19 protein-coding genes are annotated in these 18,235 nt (G+C 59.2%); 11 read left to right on the top strand and 8 right to left on the bottom strand.

Annotated elements, in window-relative coordinates:
* Window positions 1-108 precede the first annotated feature (108 nt).
* Complete coding sequence (locus NL64_RS15410; protein WP_028623608.1) at window positions 109-657, top strand: cupin domain-containing protein; 549 nt, start codon at window positions 109-111, stop codon at window positions 655-657.
* A gap of 175 nt (window positions 658-832) precedes the next feature.
* Here the strand turns inward: NL64_RS15410 and NL64_RS15405 are convergent, their stop codons facing one another.
* Together NL64_RS15405 and NL64_RS15400 are read right to left on the bottom strand one after the other, a co-directional pair.
* The gene (locus NL64_RS15405; RefSeq protein ID WP_034148925.1) at window positions 833-1,258 is read right to left on the bottom strand and encodes a hypothetical protein; all 426 of its coding nucleotides are present in this window, start codon (window positions 1,256-1,258) and stop codon (window positions 833-835) included.
* Between the two features lie 225 nt (window positions 1,259-1,483).
* Window positions 1,484-1,702: a PLD nuclease N-terminal domain-containing protein gene (locus NL64_RS15400; protein ID WP_034148924.1), complete on the bottom strand. Its 219-nt coding sequence runs from the start codon at window positions 1,700-1,702 to the stop codon at window positions 1,484-1,486.
* A 156-nt stretch (window positions 1,703-1,858) separates the two neighbouring features.
* On the opposite strand from NL64_RS15400, the gene NL64_RS15395 reads away from it, so the two are divergent.
* Both NL64_RS15395 and NL64_RS15390 read left to right on the top strand, forming a co-directional pair.
* Window positions 1,859-2,299: an anti-virulence regulator CigR family protein gene (locus NL64_RS15395; protein ID WP_034148923.1), complete on the top strand. Its 441-nt coding sequence runs from the start codon at window positions 1,859-1,861 to the stop codon at window positions 2,297-2,299.
* Between the two features lie 90 nt (window positions 2,300-2,389).
* Entirely contained in the window at window positions 2,390-2,890 is a 501-nt protein-coding gene (locus NL64_RS15390) for a hypothetical protein (protein ID WP_034148922.1), read from the top strand.
* A 262-nt stretch (window positions 2,891-3,152) separates the two neighbouring features.
* Here NL64_RS15390 and NL64_RS15385 read toward each other — a convergent pair whose 3' ends face one another.
* Window positions 3,153-3,455: a fructose-bisphosphate aldolase gene (locus tag NL64_RS15385; RefSeq protein ID WP_034148921.1), complete on the bottom strand. Its 303-nt coding sequence runs from the start codon at window positions 3,453-3,455 to the stop codon at window positions 3,153-3,155.
* 592 nt (window positions 3,456-4,047) lie between these two features.
* Here NL64_RS15385 and NL64_RS15380 point away from each other — a divergent pair.
* Window positions 4,048-4,716 carry a hypothetical protein gene (locus NL64_RS15380; RefSeq protein WP_034148920.1) on the top strand — a complete coding sequence of 223 codons (669 nt, stop codon included), beginning with the start codon at window positions 4,048-4,050 and terminating at the stop codon, window positions 4,714-4,716.
* Between the two features lie 2 nt (window positions 4,717-4,718).
* Here the strand turns inward: NL64_RS15380 and NL64_RS15375 are convergent, their stop codons facing one another.
* Window positions 4,719-5,603: a serine hydrolase domain-containing protein gene (locus NL64_RS15375; RefSeq protein ID WP_034148919.1), complete on the bottom strand. Its 885-nt coding sequence runs from the start codon at window positions 5,601-5,603 to the stop codon at window positions 4,719-4,721.
* 292 nt (window positions 5,604-5,895) lie between these two features.
* Between NL64_RS15375 and NL64_RS15370 the strand changes: the two genes are divergently transcribed.
* Entirely contained in the window at window positions 5,896-6,684 is a 789-nt protein-coding gene (locus NL64_RS15370) for a DeoR/GlpR family DNA-binding transcription regulator (protein WP_034148918.1), read from the top strand.
* Between the two features lie 135 nt (window positions 6,685-6,819).
* Here the strand turns inward: NL64_RS15370 and NL64_RS15365 are convergent, their stop codons facing one another.
* From NL64_RS15365 to NL64_RS15350, 4 genes are all read right to left on the bottom strand, one after another.
* Window positions 6,820-8,106, bottom strand: coding sequence for an NAD(P)/FAD-dependent oxidoreductase (locus NL64_RS15365; protein ID WP_034148917.1), 1,287 nt, complete (start codon window positions 8,104-8,106; stop codon window positions 6,820-6,822).
* 143 nt (window positions 8,107-8,249) lie between these two features.
* Window positions 8,250-9,614, bottom strand: coding sequence for a glutamine synthetase family protein (locus NL64_RS15360; protein WP_034148916.1), 1,365 nt, complete (start codon window positions 9,612-9,614; stop codon window positions 8,250-8,252).
* Between the two features lie 392 nt (window positions 9,615-10,006).
* Window positions 10,007-11,365 carry a chromate efflux transporter gene (gene chrA / locus NL64_RS15355; protein ID WP_034148915.1) on the bottom strand — a complete coding sequence of 453 codons (1,359 nt, stop codon included), beginning with the start codon at window positions 11,363-11,365 and terminating at the stop codon, window positions 10,007-10,009.
* A gap of 145 nt (window positions 11,366-11,510) precedes the next feature.
* Window positions 11,511-12,362 (bottom strand): CAP domain-containing protein, encoded by an 852-nt coding sequence (locus NL64_RS15350; RefSeq protein ID WP_034148914.1) that lies wholly within the window; start codon window positions 12,360-12,362, stop codon window positions 11,511-11,513.
* A 140-nt stretch (window positions 12,363-12,502) separates the two neighbouring features.
* Here NL64_RS15350 and NL64_RS15345 point away from each other — a divergent pair, with 140 nt between their 5' ends.
* The 6 genes from NL64_RS15345 (at window position 12,503) to NL64_RS15320 (ending at window position 18,234) form a co-directional block, all read left to right on the top strand.
* Window positions 12,503-13,123, top strand: coding sequence for a cell wall hydrolase (locus NL64_RS15345; protein WP_034148913.1), 621 nt, complete (start codon window positions 12,503-12,505; stop codon window positions 13,121-13,123).
* Between the two features lie 172 nt (window positions 13,124-13,295).
* Window positions 13,296-14,273, top strand: a complete 978-nt coding sequence (locus tag NL64_RS15340) for an SDR family NAD(P)-dependent oxidoreductase (protein ID WP_034148945.1) — start codon at window positions 13,296-13,298, stop codon at window positions 14,271-14,273.
* 47 nt (window positions 14,274-14,320) lie between these two features.
* Entirely contained in the window at window positions 14,321-15,061 is a 741-nt protein-coding gene (locus NL64_RS15335) for a glycosyltransferase family 2 protein (protein ID WP_034148912.1), read from the top strand.
* Entirely contained in the window at window positions 15,058-15,336 is a 279-nt protein-coding gene (locus NL64_RS15330) for a lipid-A-disaccharide synthase N-terminal domain-containing protein (protein ID WP_034148911.1), read from the top strand. Before NL64_RS15335 ends, NL64_RS15330 begins: the two co-directional genes overlap by 4 nt.
* A 3-nt stretch (window positions 15,337-15,339) precedes the next feature.
* Entirely contained in the window at window positions 15,340-16,863 is a 1,524-nt protein-coding gene (locus tag NL64_RS15325) for an ArnT family glycosyltransferase (RefSeq protein WP_034148910.1), read from the top strand.
* A 321-nt stretch (window positions 16,864-17,184) separates the two neighbouring features.
* Window positions 17,185-18,234: an isopenicillin N synthase family dioxygenase gene (locus NL64_RS15320; protein WP_052321252.1), complete on the top strand. Its 1,050-nt coding sequence runs from the start codon at window positions 17,185-17,187 to the stop codon at window positions 18,232-18,234.
* Window position 18,235 lies beyond the last annotated feature (1 nt).

Genomic DNA, 18,235 nt, shown 5'->3' with positions numbered 1-18,235 from the left:
ACACCACCAAACGTGATTTAATAGCCGCCTTTCACGTTTCCGGGACCGGAAAACGGCGTGATTCGCGCCTGCTCCTCACCCCTTACGTTCCAAGCACATAAGGCTGTCATGGACACGGGCTCACGACTCAAATTAGTACGCGAAAGCTACAAACTGTCCCAGCGCGAGCTGGCCCGGCGTAGCGGCGTCACCAATGCCACCATCTCCCTGATCGAACAGAATCGCGTCAGTCCTTCCGTTAGCTCCCTGAAAAAGCTGCTCGAAGGCATTCCCATGTCCCTGGCGGACTTCTTCACCTTCGATCAACCGCCACGCGAGCACCAATACGTTTTCCGCGCCAACGAACAACCCGACCTCGGCCGCCACGGCCTGCGCCTGCTGCTGATCGGCGCGTCTGTACCGAGTCGGCAAATGCGTCTGCTGCGTGAACAGTACGCGCCAGGTGCAAGTTCCGGGGAAGAGCCGATTGTGCATTCCGAAGGCGAGGAGTGCGGGCTGGTGACACGGGGTACGGTTGAGTTGACCGTGGATGGGCAGATCAGTGTGCTGAATGCCGGGGACGGCTATTACTTCCCGACCACCTTGCCGCATCGGTTTCGCAACATCGGCCAGGATGAGGCCGAAATCATCAGCGCGAACACCCCAGCCAACTTCTGATGCCAGCGGGATGGTTTGGATACACATCTCCCTGTAGGAGCTGCCGCAGGCTGCGATCTTTTGATCTTGATCTTGATCTTGATCTTGATCTTGATCTTAAAACAAACTCAAAAGATCGCAGCCTGCGGCAGCTCCTACAGGTAGTGCGAATCAGTCATATGTTCACTCAAGCAAATTACTTCGCTTTCCAGTGCCCCCCACCCGACTCGCAATCAATCCTCGCCTGATCAATATGCTCTGCACCGTAGTAATAGGTCGTGACTTGAGCATTGTCCGGAATATTCAGCGACTGGCTGTTCTTGTCCTTGCTGGTGGAATGAGGATTGGCCAGCGATTCCTGAGTTAACGTGGCAACGCAGGTGGCTTTATAGTGATCGGCACAGTGTTCGACTTTCTTCTTGGTGCTGGTCAGCATGTCTTTGCTTTCGTTGCTGCATGACCAGTCGATGGAGTTGACTGGCATGCCTTCGTACTCGTAGCAACTGTGGGATTCAACGACGGGAACGGAAGGGCTTTGCGAGCGGGTCAATACATCGCAGCCTTCGGCGAAGGCAAGGGCAGGACAGAGGCAGGCGATTAGAAGCAGCAGTCGACTGTTCATCGGGGTTTCCTCTCCAAGGGCGCCAAGACTCGGCGCTGATAGAGATTCGAGGCCTCAATGAAGCGCGCGGTTCCATCCATTTATGAACTGTGGCGAGGGAGCTTGCTCCCGCTGGTGCGCGAAGCGACCCTTCTTCTTCACCCAAAAAGAGGGACTGCTACGCAGTCCAGCGGGAGCAAGCTCCCTCGCCACACGTTTTCGTTGTATTGAGATTTTCTTGCGACCTTACTGTCGGGCCTGCGCTGGGTCCGGGTTATGCGTAATGTGCTTCGGTCCCGCCAGGGCCCACAAAATCAGACCAATCAGCGGCACAAACACGATCACCACCATCCACACCCCTTTGGTGCTCGCTTTCCCTTCGCTTTTGCGCAACCGGTTAATGGCCCACAACTCGATCAGCAGAAGAACGGCTGCCAGTACGATCCACGTTGTTTCGATTTGCATGAGTCACCTCCTGATGGTCTTTCAGTTAGGTGGGCAGGTAGATACAGGGTTCATTTAATTTGCAGGTTTCGAAAGCGGCGAAGGATGATCCGGTGAACCAACTGGCTGCATCGCGTCTAAATTTCAGGGAATATTCCCGTCACGAAGGAACGACTCATGATCAGGTCTCGATCGTTGATTGCAGCAGTCACATGTGTGGCATTGGTCTGTGGCTCAGTGACTGCACTGGCCGACCCTGGTAAAGGTCAGGGGAACGGCAAGGCGGAGCACGGTAACCAGGGCAGCCACGGCAACAAGAGCAAGGACTCCGGGGAGTGGAGCCATGGCCCAAGCATCAATCGCGGCAGCGTTTTGGGGATTATTGGCGAAAACCGTGACTACTGGAGCCCGGGTCCGGCCTTGCCTCCGGGCATTCAAAAGAACCTCGCTCGGGGCAAACCACTTCCCCCCGGGATTGCCAAGAAACTGGACGGCCGTTTGATTGGCAGGTTGCCGCATTACGACGGCTACGAATGGCAGCAAGTCGGCACGGACTTGATCTTGATCGCGTTGGCCAGCGGGCTCATTTACGAAATTCTCGATGGCGCGTTTGACTAGGGGGCACTTGATCCGTCTGTCGACGAACTTGAACTGTCGGGGCGTTATCGCGTCAAAAAGATTGCGATATCAACCCCTACGGAAGCAATCATGCTTTTAAAAAACAAGAGTCTCGTAGCCGTCATGTCCTGCGCCCTGATGCTGGCCGCAGCCCCATTACTGCCGAATGATCTGTCTGTCATCAACTCCGCTTTCGCCAAAGAAGGTGGTGGTGGTGGTGGTGGTGGTGGTGGTGGCGGCGGCGGCGGGAATGGTGGCGGTCACGGCGGTGGCAACGGCGGCGGACATGGTGGTGCGGGCGGCGGTCATGCCGGCTCAGGTCACGCGGGCGGAAACGGCAACGGCCGCGCCAACGGACTGGACAGCGACCATGCCGGCAAAGCGACTCGAAACCATGGCGTCAGCGGCAACCACTACGGCAGTGAGCGCAATGATGATAACGGTCATGGCACCACAACTTCGGGCATCGCCCATTCCAAAGACACACAAGGCCTTTCCAAGGCCAGGGCTATTTCGACCTCGACCCCAGGTGATCACAACACCAAAGGGCTGAGTCAGGGTGGTCCGTCGGGAAGCAAAAAGTCTCACTGATTACGCTGTTGAAGCGAAAAGCTTCAGTCGCATAAAAAACCCGCCATCAGGCGGGTTTTTTTCGTCTCAAATTCCCTTGGGAACCGCACTTGTCCCCTGTGGCGAGGGAGCTTGCTCCCGCTCGGCGGCGCAGCCGTCGTAAAACCGGGTAACACGCTGCGTCTGTCAGATTGCAGGGGGCCGCTTCGCAGCCCAGCGGGAGCAAGCTCCCTCGCCAAAGGGTAAGTGTCCTGTGCATTTTGCAGACTGCAAGATCTACTTCTCAGATGGGCTGACTGCCGTTGGGCACGTCAAAGCCACGCTGCTCAATCACTCGAAAAACATCAGAAACGTCCTGGAGCAGGATTTTGGCGATGTTGGCGACGGTGTTGATGTCATTTTCGGCGTAGTCGGGCAGGTTGGTGCAGGCCATGAGACTCAGGTAGGGGAGTACGGCGTTCAGGCGCTCGCTGATGCAGTTGTGGAGTTCGCGGATCGGGGCGTCGCTGTCAATGAGGAGGACAGGGTAGCTGGTCGCGAATTGGGCCATCGGGGTGAAGCGGCGGGGCGGGTTGTTCTTGGTCATGAGGAAGTGCTCTCAAAAATTAGAAAGAAGCTCCACCTTTTTGCTGCGATTCAATAGGGTGGCAGCTGTGCGCGGGTTCGCAGACCGGAACATGACCAAACCCGGCAGACTTGAAAGTCTCCCGCGCACAACCGCCATAAAACGTAATGCTGGCGAATTTTGCCAGAATTGTTGTTCGACGGTACGAGGTCATTTTCTGTTGGGCTGCGAAACCCTGTCGCCAACCAATGCCAGCGACAGGCCAACTCTAGGCAGCGAATCAGGCGTCTGCAACCGGCCTGTAGGACCGCACTTGCCCCCTGTGGCGAGGGAGCTTGCTCCCGCTCGGCGGCGCAGCCGTCGTAAAACCGGGCACTGCGTTATGTCCTAGGAAAAGGGTCGCAAAGGATCAGGGCCGCTTCGCAGCCTAGCGGGAGCAAGCTCCCTCGCCACAATGGGAAATGTCCTACAAACTTTGCAGACCTGCGGTTCAAATCCTCATAGCCAGATATCGGTTTGGTCGATAACCATCATTAAAGAATGCAAGTTCTGTTTTTCTGTCATAGGAGGAGGATAGGGTCATTTCAGTCTCGCCATTGAAGGAACCTGCGCGATGAAACTTTCAACCCTGTTGGCTTTTGTCGCCGCATTCACCGGCAGCGTTGCCGCCACCGCGCCGGCCATTGCCGCCGATCTGTCCTGCCATTTCCCACCGATCACTGAAAGCGCCGCGAGCTTGCAGCATGCGCAATCGGTGGCCGTGCTCTACAGCGAAAACACTATCAATACCCAGGAATACCTTGAGAACTACCACGCCGTAGCGGTCAACGGTGCGAAGAACCCTGAAATGAACTCACAAATCAGCCAGGCGTTCGTCGACAGCTCCGACCCTAAGCGGGCAATCAACTGGCTGATGGGCTCGCTGCAGAAGCAATTCGCCACGGTCACCGTCTACGACAACCTCGATGCCGCGGTGCAGGCGCATCCGGATGTGGTGGTGATGCTCGACACCTTCAGCCGCCTGGTGTCCAAGCGCAACAACCAGGTTGAAGCGCGGTTTGTCGCCAAGTTCTACGACTCGAACCTGCAATACATCGGCCAGGCAGAAGGCTCACGCGCCGAGCAGATGCCTTCTGTTTGGGTGCATGGCAAATCCGCGCCGCAGATTGCCGCGCAGATCAACCAGCAAACCCAGTTGCAAGTGAACGCGTTGAAGCAGTTCGATGCGTCGTTGAAGACGCTGGTGACGGCGGGCAAAGGGGATCACGTCGCGTCGAATTGAAGCTACTGATCGTCGGCGTTTGCGCTTAACAAGCGCACGGCTTGATCTTCAACAGTACCTTGGTCGCCATCCTCGCAAAAAACGGCGCAACTTTTAGCGTTATTCCCTTTAGCGCAGTGATAAACCGCCACTACACAGCCCGGCCCGGCGCCAGTGTGGCCACTCAAGATCCGTTGACCTTCCACACCACCGCGCATCAATCCAAGGCCATAACCGGGAGACGTCCATGGACGGCCGGGAATCGGCCCGCCCAGGGTTCGGACTGTTTGCATTTCCTGCAGCAGGGATTGCGGCAGCCAGTCGCTTGCAAGCAGGCGGTTCAGGCAAAGGGCTGCTTCAGAAAGTGGGCCGACCAACAAACCGTGATAGACCCAACCGGGGTCGTAGGCGGACGCTGAACCCATGTTTACGGCTGCCAGATCGGCACGTGTTTTGGCCAGGCGCACCAGGGACAAATCGAGGGGAGAAAACACCCGTTGGGTCAGCGCGTCTTCGAGTGGCAGGCCTGTGATGCGCTCAATCAGTCTCACGACAAACAGGTAGCCAACGTTGGAATATCGCCAACTGTCGCCCGGTGTGTAGCGCAGTCGGGAAGCATCAAGTCGTTGCAGCATTTCGTCTGCCGGCCAGGGTGTTTCATTGCGGGCAACAGCGGCGTGGTAATCGGTAAGTTCGGAATAGTCCGCCAGCCCGGCTTCGTGCCGTAGCAACTGCCGCAGGGTAAACGGCCCTTCAGGCAGCGTATCGTCCAGATCGATCAACCGATCTCGAACCAGTGACAGGGCTGCCGCTGCGAGCACGGTTTTGGTGAAGCTCCACCAGGGCACCGTCGTATCCGGCTGTTGAGGCGTGAGAAGGGCGCCGTTCGATACAAGGGCAAAAAGCATGGGTTAACTCTGGATGGAAAAGGATGCGCGTTGTTACGAATCAGGTGTGCACCAACGCGATGGTGAATGAAACCACGATCATGCAGACAAAGGCGAAATTTAGATTCATGACGTTTCCATCCGATACAGGGGTGATGGCGCTCATCTTGAACAGGTCGGGTGCAAATAAAAAATTCGGCTTCGTGATTTGAAAGATCGAAACAATTGATACCTAGTGCGCGTGTTTGTGTTTGCGCGGCTGTTTGGCTAATCTCGCACAAACAAGCAAATACACGCACGAACAGGCATAACCATGCGCGACCAGCATTCTGCAGCCGAACTCCCTCATCTGCGTCGGCAGAAAATCCTCTTGATCCTTGAACGTGACGGCAAGGTGATGGCGTCCGAATTGAGCCAGCATTTCGCGGTTTCCGAGGACACCATTCGCCGCGATCTGGCCGAGCTGGACAGCGCCGGGCTGGTGCAGCGCGTGCATGGCGGGGCGTTGCCGCGTCCCAAGGACACGGGCAAGGATTACTTCACGCGGATCAGCGAAACCGACGAAGTCAAAACCCAACTGGCGCAATTGGCGGCAGCGCGGGTTGAGAACGGTCAGATCGTGATGTTCGATTCAGGCACCACCACGTTGCAGATCGCGCGGTTGCTGCCGTTGGACATTTCCATCACCGCGATCACCGCGTCGCCGATGACGGCGATTACCTTGTCCGAATTCAAGGGCATCAAGGTGATTCTGGCGGGTGGTCAAATCAATCCTGCGACGATGTCGGCCAGTGGGCATGAAACCCTGCGCTTGCTGGAGGGGATCAAGGCGGATTTGTTGTTTACCGGGGTGTGTGCGATTCATCCGGAAGTGGGCATTACCTCACTGCATTTCGATGAAGTGCCGGTGAAGCAGGCAATGCTGGACAGTGCGGCTCACATTATTGCCGTTACCACGGCGGACAAACTGGGGGCAGTGGAACCGTTTGTGGTGGCGCCGTGTTCGCGCTTGCATACGTTGATTACTGAGCGTCATGTGGCGACGGGCAATGTCGAGGATTATCGCCAGTTGGGGATTGAGGTGGTGCAGGCGCAGGCTTGAGACCCGTCATGACGGTGTCGAGCTCACCATCGCTTCGCCAGCAAGCCGGCTCCTACAGTATTACGTCATGCCCACCCGAATTCTTGTAGGAGCTGGCTTGCCAGCGATGGCGGTGTAACTGTCAGTCAAACGGCCTCAGCGCAGTCGCTCGAGCATCTGGTAGTACCACATGCCAGCCGCCAGCATCGGGTTGCCGAGCAGGTCGCCCATGGGCACGCGGATGTGTTGGCAGGCGGCGAATGTATCGAAGTGCTCCAGTTGCCCGGTGATCGCGCGCCCCATGATTTCGCCCATGATGTGTGTGGTGGCGATGCCGTGGCCGGAATAGCCCTGGCAGTACCAGACGTTGTCCGAAAGCTTGCCCAGTTGCGGAATGCGGTTGATCACGATGCCCATCGCGCAGCTCCACTGGAAGTCGATGGCCACGCCTTTTAGCGCCGGAAACGTCTGCTCGATGCATGGCCGCAGTTCACCGGCGATGTCGCGAGAATCCTTGCCGCTGTAGTTGGCGCCACCGCCGAACAGCAGGCGACCGTCGGCAGTCAGGCGGTAGTAATCGAGTACGAACCGGCAGTCGTAGACAGCCAGGTCCTCTGGGTTGATCTGCTTGGCGAGGTCACCCAGCGGCGCGGTGGTGATAATGCCGCCCATGGCCGGAAAGATCTTGCCCTTGAGCTTGCCCGGTTCCAGTTTGTGGTAGACGTCGCCGGCCAGCAGCACCTGATTGGCGTCGATGCGGCCGTGGGCCGTGCGCACGCCCGGTTTATCGCCGTGAATGATCTCCAGCACTTCGCTGTTTTCGAAGATCAACGCGCCCAGGCTTTCCGCCGCGCGGGCTTCGCCGATGCACAGGTTGAGCGGGTGCAGGTGCATGTTGCGGGTGTTCTTGATTGCGCCGTGATAGAGGTCGCTTTGCAGCAGGTCACGCACCTGGCTGCGGTCGAGCAGGCTGACTTCGTCGCCCATGCCACGGCGCACGGCTTCGTCATAATCCTTGCGCAAACCACCCATGTGGCTCGGCTTGTAGGCCGCGTGCAGGTGGCCGTGCTTGAGGTCGCAGGCGATGCCGTATTTTTCCACCCGCTGCTGGATGATCTGGTGCCCGCGCCAGCGCAGGTGCCAGATGAAATCGTCGACTTCTTCGCCGATGGTGTGACGCATTTGTTTGCGCATCGCCTCATCGCCGGACAGGCTGCCAGTGACCTGGCCGCCGTTGCGCCCGGTGGCGCCCCAACCGATTTTATGGCTTTCGACGATGGCGACTTTCAGGCCTTTTTCAGCCAGTTCGACCGCCGTGGCGACGCCGGTGAAACCGCCGCCGATGATCACCACGTCGACGCGGTGATTGCCTTGCAGGGTCGGGTAGTCCGTTTCGTGATTGAGGGTGGCGGTGTAGTAGGAATTGCAGCGTGGTTGAGTCATGTCAGCGTCCGGAAAAATGTACGGGAGTGCAGTCCTTTGTAGGAGCGAGCCTGCTCGCGATGAGGCCAGCACATTCAGCACTTGTAGTGACTGATGCACCGCTTTCGCGAGCAGGCTCGCTCCCACAGGGGATAAGGAACGGCTCAGGCCTCAGTCAAATACCAGCGCCAATCCTGCTCACCCACTTCCGCCATGAATTGCCGATACTCGGCACGCTTCACCGCCAGATACACCCCCAGAAATTCCTGCCCCAATGCATCCCGCGCCCATGCCGAATTTTCCAGTGCCGTCAGGGACGTCAGCCAGTCAGTCGGCAGCAGTTCGGTCGCTTGTGCGTAGCCATTGCCTTGCACCGGTTCGCCCGGATCGAGGTCTTCACGGATGCCGCGATGAATGCCCGCCAGAATCGCTGCCGCCGCCAGATACGGGTTGGCGTCGGCGCCGCAGATGCGGTGTTCGATATGCCGACTGTTGGCCGGGCCACCGGGCACACGCAGGCTCACCGTGCGGTTATCGACGCCCCAGGTCGGCGCCAATGGCGCGTAGCTGTTGGCCTGGAAACGCCGGTAAGAGTTGGCGTTGGGGCAGAACAGCAGCAACGAATCGAGCAGCGAGGCGAGCATGCCGCCGATGGCCGTGCGCAGCAGCGGGGTGCCGGCCGGGTTCTCGGAGGCAAACAGGTTGCGTCCTTCGGCATCGGCGATGCTGACGTGCATGTGCATGCCGGTGCCTGCCAAATGATCGAAGGGTTTGGCCATGAATGTCGCCTGCATGCCGTGCTTGTGGGCGACGGCTTTCACCAGGCGCTTGTAGCGCACGGCCTGGTCCATCGCCTCCAAGGCATCGCCGTGTTCCAAGGTGATTTCCACTTGCCCGGGGGCGTATTCGGAAATCGCCGTTCGCGCCGGAATGCCGTGGAGTTTGCACGCCGCATAGAGGTCGGCGAGGAAGGGTTCGATCTGCTCCAGCTCACGCAGGCCGTAGACCTGAGTGTGTCGCGGTCGACCGCCGTCGGCATCCAGCGCCGGTTGCGGGCGACCGTTGTGATCGCGTTTGGCGTCCAGCAAATAGAACTCCAACTCGCACGCCATTACCGGGTGGTAACCCTCGGCTTTCAAGCCATCGATGACCTTAATCAGCAGGTGACGCGGGTCGGCGATGCTCGCGGGCATGCCCTCTTGCGGGTGCATGCTGACTTGCACCGCCGCCGTCGGAATCTGCCGCCACGGCAAGCGCACCAGGCTGCCTTCGAGCGGGTAGGCGCGGCAGTCGATGTCGCCCACGTCCCAGACCAGCCCGGAGTTCTCGACGTCTTCGCCCTGCAGGGTCAGGCCGAGAATGGTGCTGGGCAGCGGACGACCGCTTTCATACACCGCCAGCAGTTCTTCGCGGTGCAACAACTTGCCGCGCGGCACGCCGTTGGCATCGAGAATGAACAGCTCGAGCATGTCGATATCGGGGTTGTTCGCCAAAAAGTTTTGGGCGTCTTCAAGGGCTGCGAATTTCATTGTTCGTCACTCACGTTGGCGTCCCGCGGACGCACGGATTCAGGCCACGACACGACGGCGGATAAAGACCCGGAGCGTGCTGGCAGCGATAGCGAAAAAGGAGGGCGCTCTATGCGTGGTGGACGCAATCAGGCGAGCAGGGTGCTATCCGGCGGGCGTGCGGAGTGACGCAATTTTGAGCGGCGCAAGGCCATGGGCAGGTTGACGATGCGTTTCATGAGGCAATGCCTTGCGCGACCACCGGGGAGGTGGTCAGGGTCGAGACGTGGTGCTCTGACGGGGCAGTGCGCATGAATCATGTTTCCAGTAGCGGAAAACGTCGGTGGCGGATGACAAGCTATCCGCGGGTGTCTGGATACTAGGGGTGAAAGTGAAAGCTGTAAACGTCTGTTTCAGCGCAACAGGTGCACGCCCAGCCCGATCACCCCACAACTGATCAGCACTTCAATGACGCCGCGCTTGAAGCGCAACAGCGCAATTGCCGCTGCCACAGCGATCATCAGCGAAGGCCAGTCCAGCTGACCGGCGAAGCCTTTGGGCCACAGCACGTGGTAGCCAAAGAAGCACGCCAGATTAACAATCACGCCGACCACCGCCGCCGTAATGGCCGTCAGCGGCGCGGTGAATTTCAGTTCGTTGTGCGTCGACTCCACCAGCGGTCCACCGGCGAGGATGAACAGGAACGAAGGCAGAAAGGTGAACCAGGTCACCAGCATGGCCGCGACAGCGCCGGCCACGAACGCCTGATCGGGGCCGAACACCTGATGAACGTAGCCGCCGATAAAACCGACGAACGCCACGACCATGATCAGCGGCCCGGGCGTGGTTTCGCCGAGCGCCAGGCCATCGATCATCTGTGTCGGCGTGAGCCAGCCGTAATGACTCACTGCGCCCTGATACACATACGGCAGCACCGCGTAGGCTCCGCCGAAGGTCAGCAATGCTGCTTTGGTAAAGAACCAGCCCATCTGTGTCAGCGTGCCTTCCCAGCCGAAAAGGGCGGTGAGGGCGGCCATCGGCAGGGTCCACAACACTGCGCCCAGGAGCGCCAGACGCAGCAGTTTCGCGCTATTGAAACGGGCGTGCTCGGGCGTCGGTGTGTCGTCATCGATCAACGCCGGGCCGAAGGATTTTTTTGCGCCGCTGTGGCCACCTGTCCTGAACTTTTCGGGTGCCAGTCGTCCGCCAAAGTAACCGATGATTGCCGCGCCCAATACGATCAAGGGAAACGGCACGTTAAGCGCGAAGATGGCCACGAATGACGCCGCGGCGATGCCCCACATCCAGCTATTTTTCAAGGCCCGGGAGCCGATCCGATGCGCCGCGTGCAGCACAATCGCGGTCACCGCAGGCTTGATCCCGTAAAACACGCCGGCCACCACTGGCACCTCCCCAAAGGCGATGTACACCCAGGACAAAGCAATCAGGATGAACAGCGACGGCAACACGAACAGCGTCCCGGCGATCACGCCGCCCCAGGTCCGGTGCATCAGCCAGCCGATGTAGGTCGCCAGCTGCTGGGCCTCGGGGCCGGGCAGCAACATGCAATAGTTGAGCGCATGCAGAAAGCGTCGCTCGGAAATCCAGCGTCGGCGTTCGACCAGTTCCTGATGCATGATCGAAATCTGCCCCGCCGGCCCGCCGAAACTGATGAAGCCGAGTTTGAGCCAGAAGCGAAACGCTTCTCGCAGGCTGATGGCCTCGGGTTTTGCTGGTTCTGTTTCGATGTTAGGGGCGGGCGTGAGGCTCAAGCGAAGGTTCCTTGTGAAGGCGCGGATGTTGATGCATGCGGCCGGGCTGAGAAGTTATTGACGCACATCGCAAAAACACCGAAATAACCTGTGGTGAGGGAGCAAGCTCCCTCACCACATTGTTTGTTTTATGCCAGTTCAGTGCTTACTGCGCCCCAAACATCACCGTCCAGTAAATCCCCGCGTCACTCTTCGGATCCGTCGCATAAGCCGCGCCGACATCACGGAACTGTGGGTTCATCAGGTTGGCGCAATGGCCGGGACTGGCCAGCCAGCCTTCGACCACCTTATGCGCGGTGTCTTGCCCGGCGGAGATGTTCTCGCCGATCTGCTGGAAGTTGTAACCCGCCAGTTCCGCACGGTCACCCGGTGTGCGGCCATCGCGGTCTTTGTGGTCGAAGTAATTGTTGTTGGCCATGCTCCGTGACTGGGCCTCGGCGGCGGTGCCCAGGGTGGCATTCCAGTTCAGCGGTGTGGTGGCGCTGAAGGATTGCGTGCCGCATTGGCGTGGCTGCGAACGCGCGACATTGAGCTCGGCCAGCAGTTTCTGGCCTTCCGCTTGCCAGTCGCCGAGGCGCCCGCTCAACAGCGGCCGCGCCAGCACGATGCGCCAATTGAGGTCCTGGCGGCTCACGCCGACATCGACAAACTGCGGGTCGAGCACGATCTGGCAAAAACTTTCCTGAATGGCTTTCATCGCCGAAGGCGCATCACGAGGACCGGACAGGCTGATTGCTTGGACATTCTTCATCGGATAACCCGCCGCTGCCATGGCTTGTTGCAGATTCCCGATGCTGGGGGCTGGCAACACCAGTCGCGGATCGGCGGCCAGCGGCGGCAGCTCCGAAGAAACCTGACCGCCACAGCGCTGCAACTGGCTGCGGTAGACGTTGATCGATTCGATCAGCTGCGACTCGTCGCTTGCCACGGCGTTGGCGGCGAACAGCAGTCCCAGTGACAACCCGGCAAAACGCACAGCGGATGAAGTGAAGCGCATTGAAGTCCCCTTGAGCTGGTTGCGCACATGATGCGCGAAGATGCCCCATCTAAGGCAGCGTATTTTCAGGAAGGTTGTGGGCCATGTGCAATCATTTCACTACTACACTGATGCGAACTGCCCATTGAGTTATTCCCACCATGCGCCTCGACTGGTTAGCCACTTGCCTCGCAGTAACTCTAGTTGTCGGTCCGACATTCGCAGCGGATCAAGATCAAAAACAAAAAGTCGCCGAAGACAAGGCCCAAGTGCTTGAGCATAAAGCCGCCGAGAACATTAGCCAGGCACCGGCTTCCAAATCCCAGGCCATCACCCAATCCGAAGTCCAGTCCGTGGACCGCGCCGGCGCCGCGCCGCTGGACGACGCCATCACCTGCCTTGCCCGTTCCATTTACTGGGAAGCCAAGGGCAAGAACTCCGCCGATATGGAAGCCGTGGCCAACGTGGTCATGAACCGACTCGGCCACAAGGGCTTTCCGGATACGGTGTGTGGGGTGGTCAAGCAAGGCTCCGAAACCAAGAGCTGCCAGTTCTCCTGGTGGTGCGATGGCAAAGCCGATTCGGTCCAGGAAGAGGTGCCTTACTCGATGGCCAAGGAAATCGCGCGCAAGGCGTTGAACAAACAACTGCCGGATCGCACAAAAGGCGCGCTGTATTTCCATGACCGCACGGTGAAACCGGTTTGGGCCAAGGAGTACACCAATACGGCCAACATCGGTTTGTTCAAGTTTTACAAGCCGCAGGGTGGCGATGCGAAGTAGTCGCTTTTAAAGGGAAAACCCTTCGCAGTTAATCCAGAGCACCGAAACTGCAATATTTCTGTTTTACAAGCTTCATGACTGAACAACGCATTAGAAACGTCATGAGCGGGAACAGAAACATGAAGCAGGCGTGGTTATCGAGCAGCAACAGCGCATTCATCGGTGCGTCAGCGTGACGGTCCTCGTCACCGGCGCGGCCGGTTTTATCGGATTTCACACGGCCCGGCGCTTATGCCAGGACGGTCATGAAGTCGTCGGGATCGACAACCTCAACGACTACTACGACGTGACCCTCAAGCAGGCGCGGCTCAAGCTGCTGGAGTCGTTGCCAGGCTTTCGCTTCCAGAAACTCGACATCGTCGACAAACCGGCCCTGGTCGATTTGTTCCGCGAGAACCGTTTTACCGAAGTGGTGCACCTGGCAGCCCAGGCCGGGGTTCGCTATTCGCTGGACAATCCGGATGCCTATGCGCAATCGAACCTGGTGGGTTTTCTCAATGTGCTGGAAGCCTGCCGGCAGCATCGTCCTGAGCATCTGATCTACGCCTCGAGCAGTTCGGTTTACGGCAGCAACAGCAAACTGCCGTTCAGTGTCGACGATGCCGTCGACCATCCCGTTTCCCTGTACGCCGCCACTAAACGCGCCAATGAGCTGCTCGCGGACAGCTATTGCCATCTGTACGGGTTGAAGGCCAGTGGTCTGCGTTTTTTTACCGTCTACGGTCCATGGGGCCGTCCCGACATGGCGCTGTTCAAGTTCACTGACGCGATCATCAAAGGCCTGCCGATCGACCTCTACAACCAGGGGCAGATGGCGCGGGATTTCACCTACATCGACGACATCGTCGAAAGCATCGCCCGGCTGCGCAGCAAGCCGCCGGTGGCGCAAGGTTCTGCCAGCGGCGTGAACAGGCTATTCAACATCGGACGCGGCATGCCGGTGGCGTTGCTGGATTTCCTCGACTGCCTGGAGTCCGCCCTGGACATGCAGGCACAGCGCAATTTGATGCCGCTGCAGGCGGGTGATGTGGTCAAGACCTGGGCTGATGTATCGGCGCTGGCCGAGTGGATCGATTTCCGTCCGCAGGTTTCAGTGGCTGCCGGCGTGAAGGCGTTTGTGCAGTGGCATCGGCAGTTTTATCAAGTATGAAACGTTCGCCTCTGATGACCGCAACAACAAAAGGCGAGGGGGACTCCATGAGCCAAGACCTGTTTGTATCCGTAGTGATTCCAGCGAAGAACGAAGCGAACAATCTCCAGCCGCTGCTTGAGGAAGTTCGCCAGGCATTGGCCAACGAAGCGTACGAAATCATCGTCGTCGATGACGGCAGTACCGACGCCACCCTGCACGAACTGCGGCAGATCCGGCTCAACGGCTTGAGCGCGTTGCGCATCCTGCACCATGAACGTTCGCTGGGCCAAAGCACGTCGCTCTATCACGCGGCGCGCGAGGCACGCGGGCAATGGCTGGTCACGCTCGATGGCGACGGGCAGAACGACCCGGCGGATATCCCCGGCATGCTGGCGCTGGTGCGCAGTGAACGGGGCAGGGGCGACGTGCAACTGGTCGCAGGCCACCGGGTCAATCGCCGCGATACCGCGAGCAAGCGCTGGGCCTCGCGTTTTGCCAACGGCTTGCGCCGGCGCCTGCTCAAGGACGCCACCCCGGACACCGGCTGCGGGTTGAAGCTGATCGAACGCGCGGCGTTTTTGCGCCTGCCGTACTTCGACCATATGCATCGCTTTATCCCAGCGTTGATCCAGCGCCACAACGGCCGAATGATCGTCCACCCGGTCAACCACCGTCCGCGCACGGCCGGGGTGTCCAAGTACGGCAACCTCGACCGGGCGCTCGTGGGCATCCTGGACCTGATCGGCGTCTGGTGGCTGATCAAGCGCACGCGCCTGAACACCCACGCCCAGGAGCTCGAAGGATGACGCTGACCCGTGAAACGCTGTGGCTGGTGATCGGTTTCGCCGGCCAGATCGCCTTCACCGGGCGCTTTGTATTGCAGTGGCTGTACAGCGAATACAAGAAACGCAGCGTGATTCCGGTGAGCTTCTGGTACTTGAGCATCGTTGGCAGCACGTTGCTGTTCGCCTACGCGATCTATCGCCAGGATCCGGTCTTCATCGTCGGCCAGGCCTTTGGCTCCATCGTTTATTTGCGCAATTTGCAGTTGATTGCCAAAAGCAAAAGCCTGAAGGAATAACCGATGCGCCGATCGTTGTCGCCCAGGGTCGAATGCCTCGGCCTGATGCTGTTTGCCCTACTGTTGATTGGCGCCGGTTTGGGCTGGCGTCAGGCGCAGAATGTCGACGAGGAGCGCTTCCTCGGTGTGGCGCTGGAGATGCTACACAACGGCGCATGGCTGATTCCGCACCGTGCCGGTGAGATCTACGGGGATAAACCGCCGATTTTCATGTGGACGGTGGCGTTCTTCGTCTGGCTCACCGGCAAGCCCAACATCGCGCTGTATATTCCGGGGCTGTTTTCTGCAGTGACGGTCACGGCGCTGATCTACGACCTGGGGCGCCGGTTATGGAACCCGCGCATCGGGCGCACGGCCGTGCTGTTGTACCTGGCGACTTATCAGACCTACAGCATTCTGCGCACCGGCCAGATCGACAGCTTTTTGATTTTGTTCACCACGCTGGGCTTGTACGGGTTGGCGCGACACCTGTTGCTCGGCCCCGCGTGGCGCTGGTTTTACGTGGGCTGCGCGGCCATGGGTATTGGCGTGATCACCAAGGGCGTGGGTTTTCTGCCGGCGCTGATGCTGATCCCTTATGCCTACGCGGTGCGCAAGGACTGGCCGGGCGTGGTGGCGATGCCGGGCGAGACGCGAAAGTGGCTCCTTGGGTTGCTGCTGATGCTGGCGGCGACTGCGATCTGGCTGCTGCCTTTGGCGGTGTCCATCCTGCTCAATGGCGCTGCTGACGAAGTGGCCTACGCGCGGGAAATCCTCTTGAGGCAGACCGCAGGGCGCTACGCCAACTCATGGCATCACCGCGAACCGTTCTGGTACTTCTTCACCAACGTCATTCCTCAGTATTGGCTGCCGTTGGTGCTGTTCCTGCCTTGGCTGGTGCCCGCGTGGCGTCGGCAGTTGCAGAAGCGTGACGGCCGGGTGCTGGTGTTGCTCGGTTGGGTGGTGCTGGTGGTGGTGTTTTTCTGTATCAGTGCCGGCAAGCGCAAGTTGTACATCTATCCGGCGTTACCGGGGCTGGTGTTGGTGGCGGCGCCGTTGATGCCCTGGCTGCTGCGACGCTGGTTCAAGCAGCGGCCGCGGTTTCGACGGATATTTCCGGCACTGGTCGCGACCTGGTTTGCGCTGTGGTTCGCCCGAGGGTTTATCGAACCGGTCAAGGACGGCGCCAATCCGGATCAGGCGCTCATGGCGCAAGCAGCGATCATGAGCCACGGCGCGGACCTGGTCTTGGTCAATTGGGAAGAGGGCCACTGGTTGTTCGCCCGGCAGCCGATCGTGCATTTCGGCATGGAGCATTCCACGGTCGAGAATGCTGCACGATGGCTGCGCGAACACTCGCAAGCCTATGCATTGGTGCCGACCGAAATTCTGGAGCAGTGTTTCAAGCCCGAGGCCGCTCAAGCACTGGGCGAAAACTCCCGGGCGCATTGGTCGATCGTTGGCGTTGATGCTGATAACGGCCAATGTCATGCAGGGGCGCCAAATGCGGTCTATCGATTCGACTGGATGCCGTCCGCCGCGAATTGATCGCCTGTGGCGAGGGAGCAAGCTCCCTCGCCACGGGTTCAGTGTGAGGCTTAATTGATCGGTGCCAGGCAAGCAGGCTCCATTCTGGTGCTTTGATTGGCTTCAGGATTGAGCTGCTGAATCGCTCGTATTAACTGCTGACCTTTTCAAATCAAGAAGATAGCGCTGCACCTATCCTCACGATCAAACGTGGCACGCACATTGCTCCACCCCTCAAGCACCTTTTCTGGTGCGACAGATCCGGGACGACCCGGAGGCCTCGCGGCTTTGCGATATCTGGACGACCAGGTGACATTTTGACTAATCATCAGGAGGTTACTTATGGCGCCCACGCCTCGAATTACCCCTCATTCAGCGTTCACAAGCTTGCCGCTTGTGGACATTCAGGGACTCTTTTCCGACTGCGCAGCCAATCGTATCGAAACCGCCGCTGCCTTGGGCCGAGCGGCCTCGCAAGCAGGTTTTCTGTACGTAACCGGGCATGGTATCGACCCGCAGATCATCCACCGCCTCAAGCAGCGGACCGTGGAGTATTTCGCTCAGCCGCTTGAGCAGAAGATGAACGACTACATCGGCCTTTCAAGCAATCACAGCGGTTATGTACCGGAGGGCGAAGAGCAATTCGTCGAGGGCAGCATTGATCACAAGGAGGCCTTCGATGTCGGCTTCGATTACCGTCTGCCGCACGGGACGCGTCCGATGCTGGGTGCCAATCGCTGGTCGGCGTTGCCGGGGTTCAAGGAAGACATCAAGGCCTATTACGACGCCGTGTTCAGCCTCAACCTCACGCTTTTTCGAGGCTTCGCACTGGCACTGGGGCTCGCGGAAAATGCCTTCACTCAACGCGTCAACAATCCCCCCAGTCAACTGCGGCTGATCCACTATCCGTACGCGCCGGATGCGCCGGTGGATCGTCCCGGTATCGGTGCGCACACCGACTATGAGTGCTTCACCATTTTGCTGCCGACCGCGCCGGGACTCGAAGTGCTGAACGGAGCAGGGCAGTGGATCGATGTGCCCCTGGTGGAGGGCGCGTTTGTCATCAACATCGGCGACATGATGGAAGTACTGAGCAACGGCGCCTACGTCGCCACGGCGCACCGGGTTCGCAAAGTCGCCCAGGAGCGTTACTCGTTCCCGATGTTTTGCGCCTGTGATTACGACACGGTCATCGAGCCCATTAAGCAACTGGTCGATCCGGCAACACCCAGCCGCTACGGTCCGGTTGTGTGTGGCGAGCATTTGTACGCGCAAACCCTGCAAACCTTTCGCTACCTCAAACAGCGCCTGGCCCGCGGTGAGCTGAGCTTGCCGGACGGGGCAATGGGCTTGTCCTCATTCGGCCGTACCGCCCGCGCCCTGGAGGTTTGAT

Source organism: Pseudomonas fluorescens (assembly GCF_000802965.1).
In the GTDB taxonomy this organism is placed as follows: Bacteria; Pseudomonadota; Gammaproteobacteria; order Pseudomonadales; family Pseudomonadaceae; genus Aquipseudomonas; species Aquipseudomonas fluorescens_A.
The sequence above is the reverse complement of the archived record's forward strand: the minus strand, read 5'-3'. Positions and strand labels throughout refer to the sequence as shown.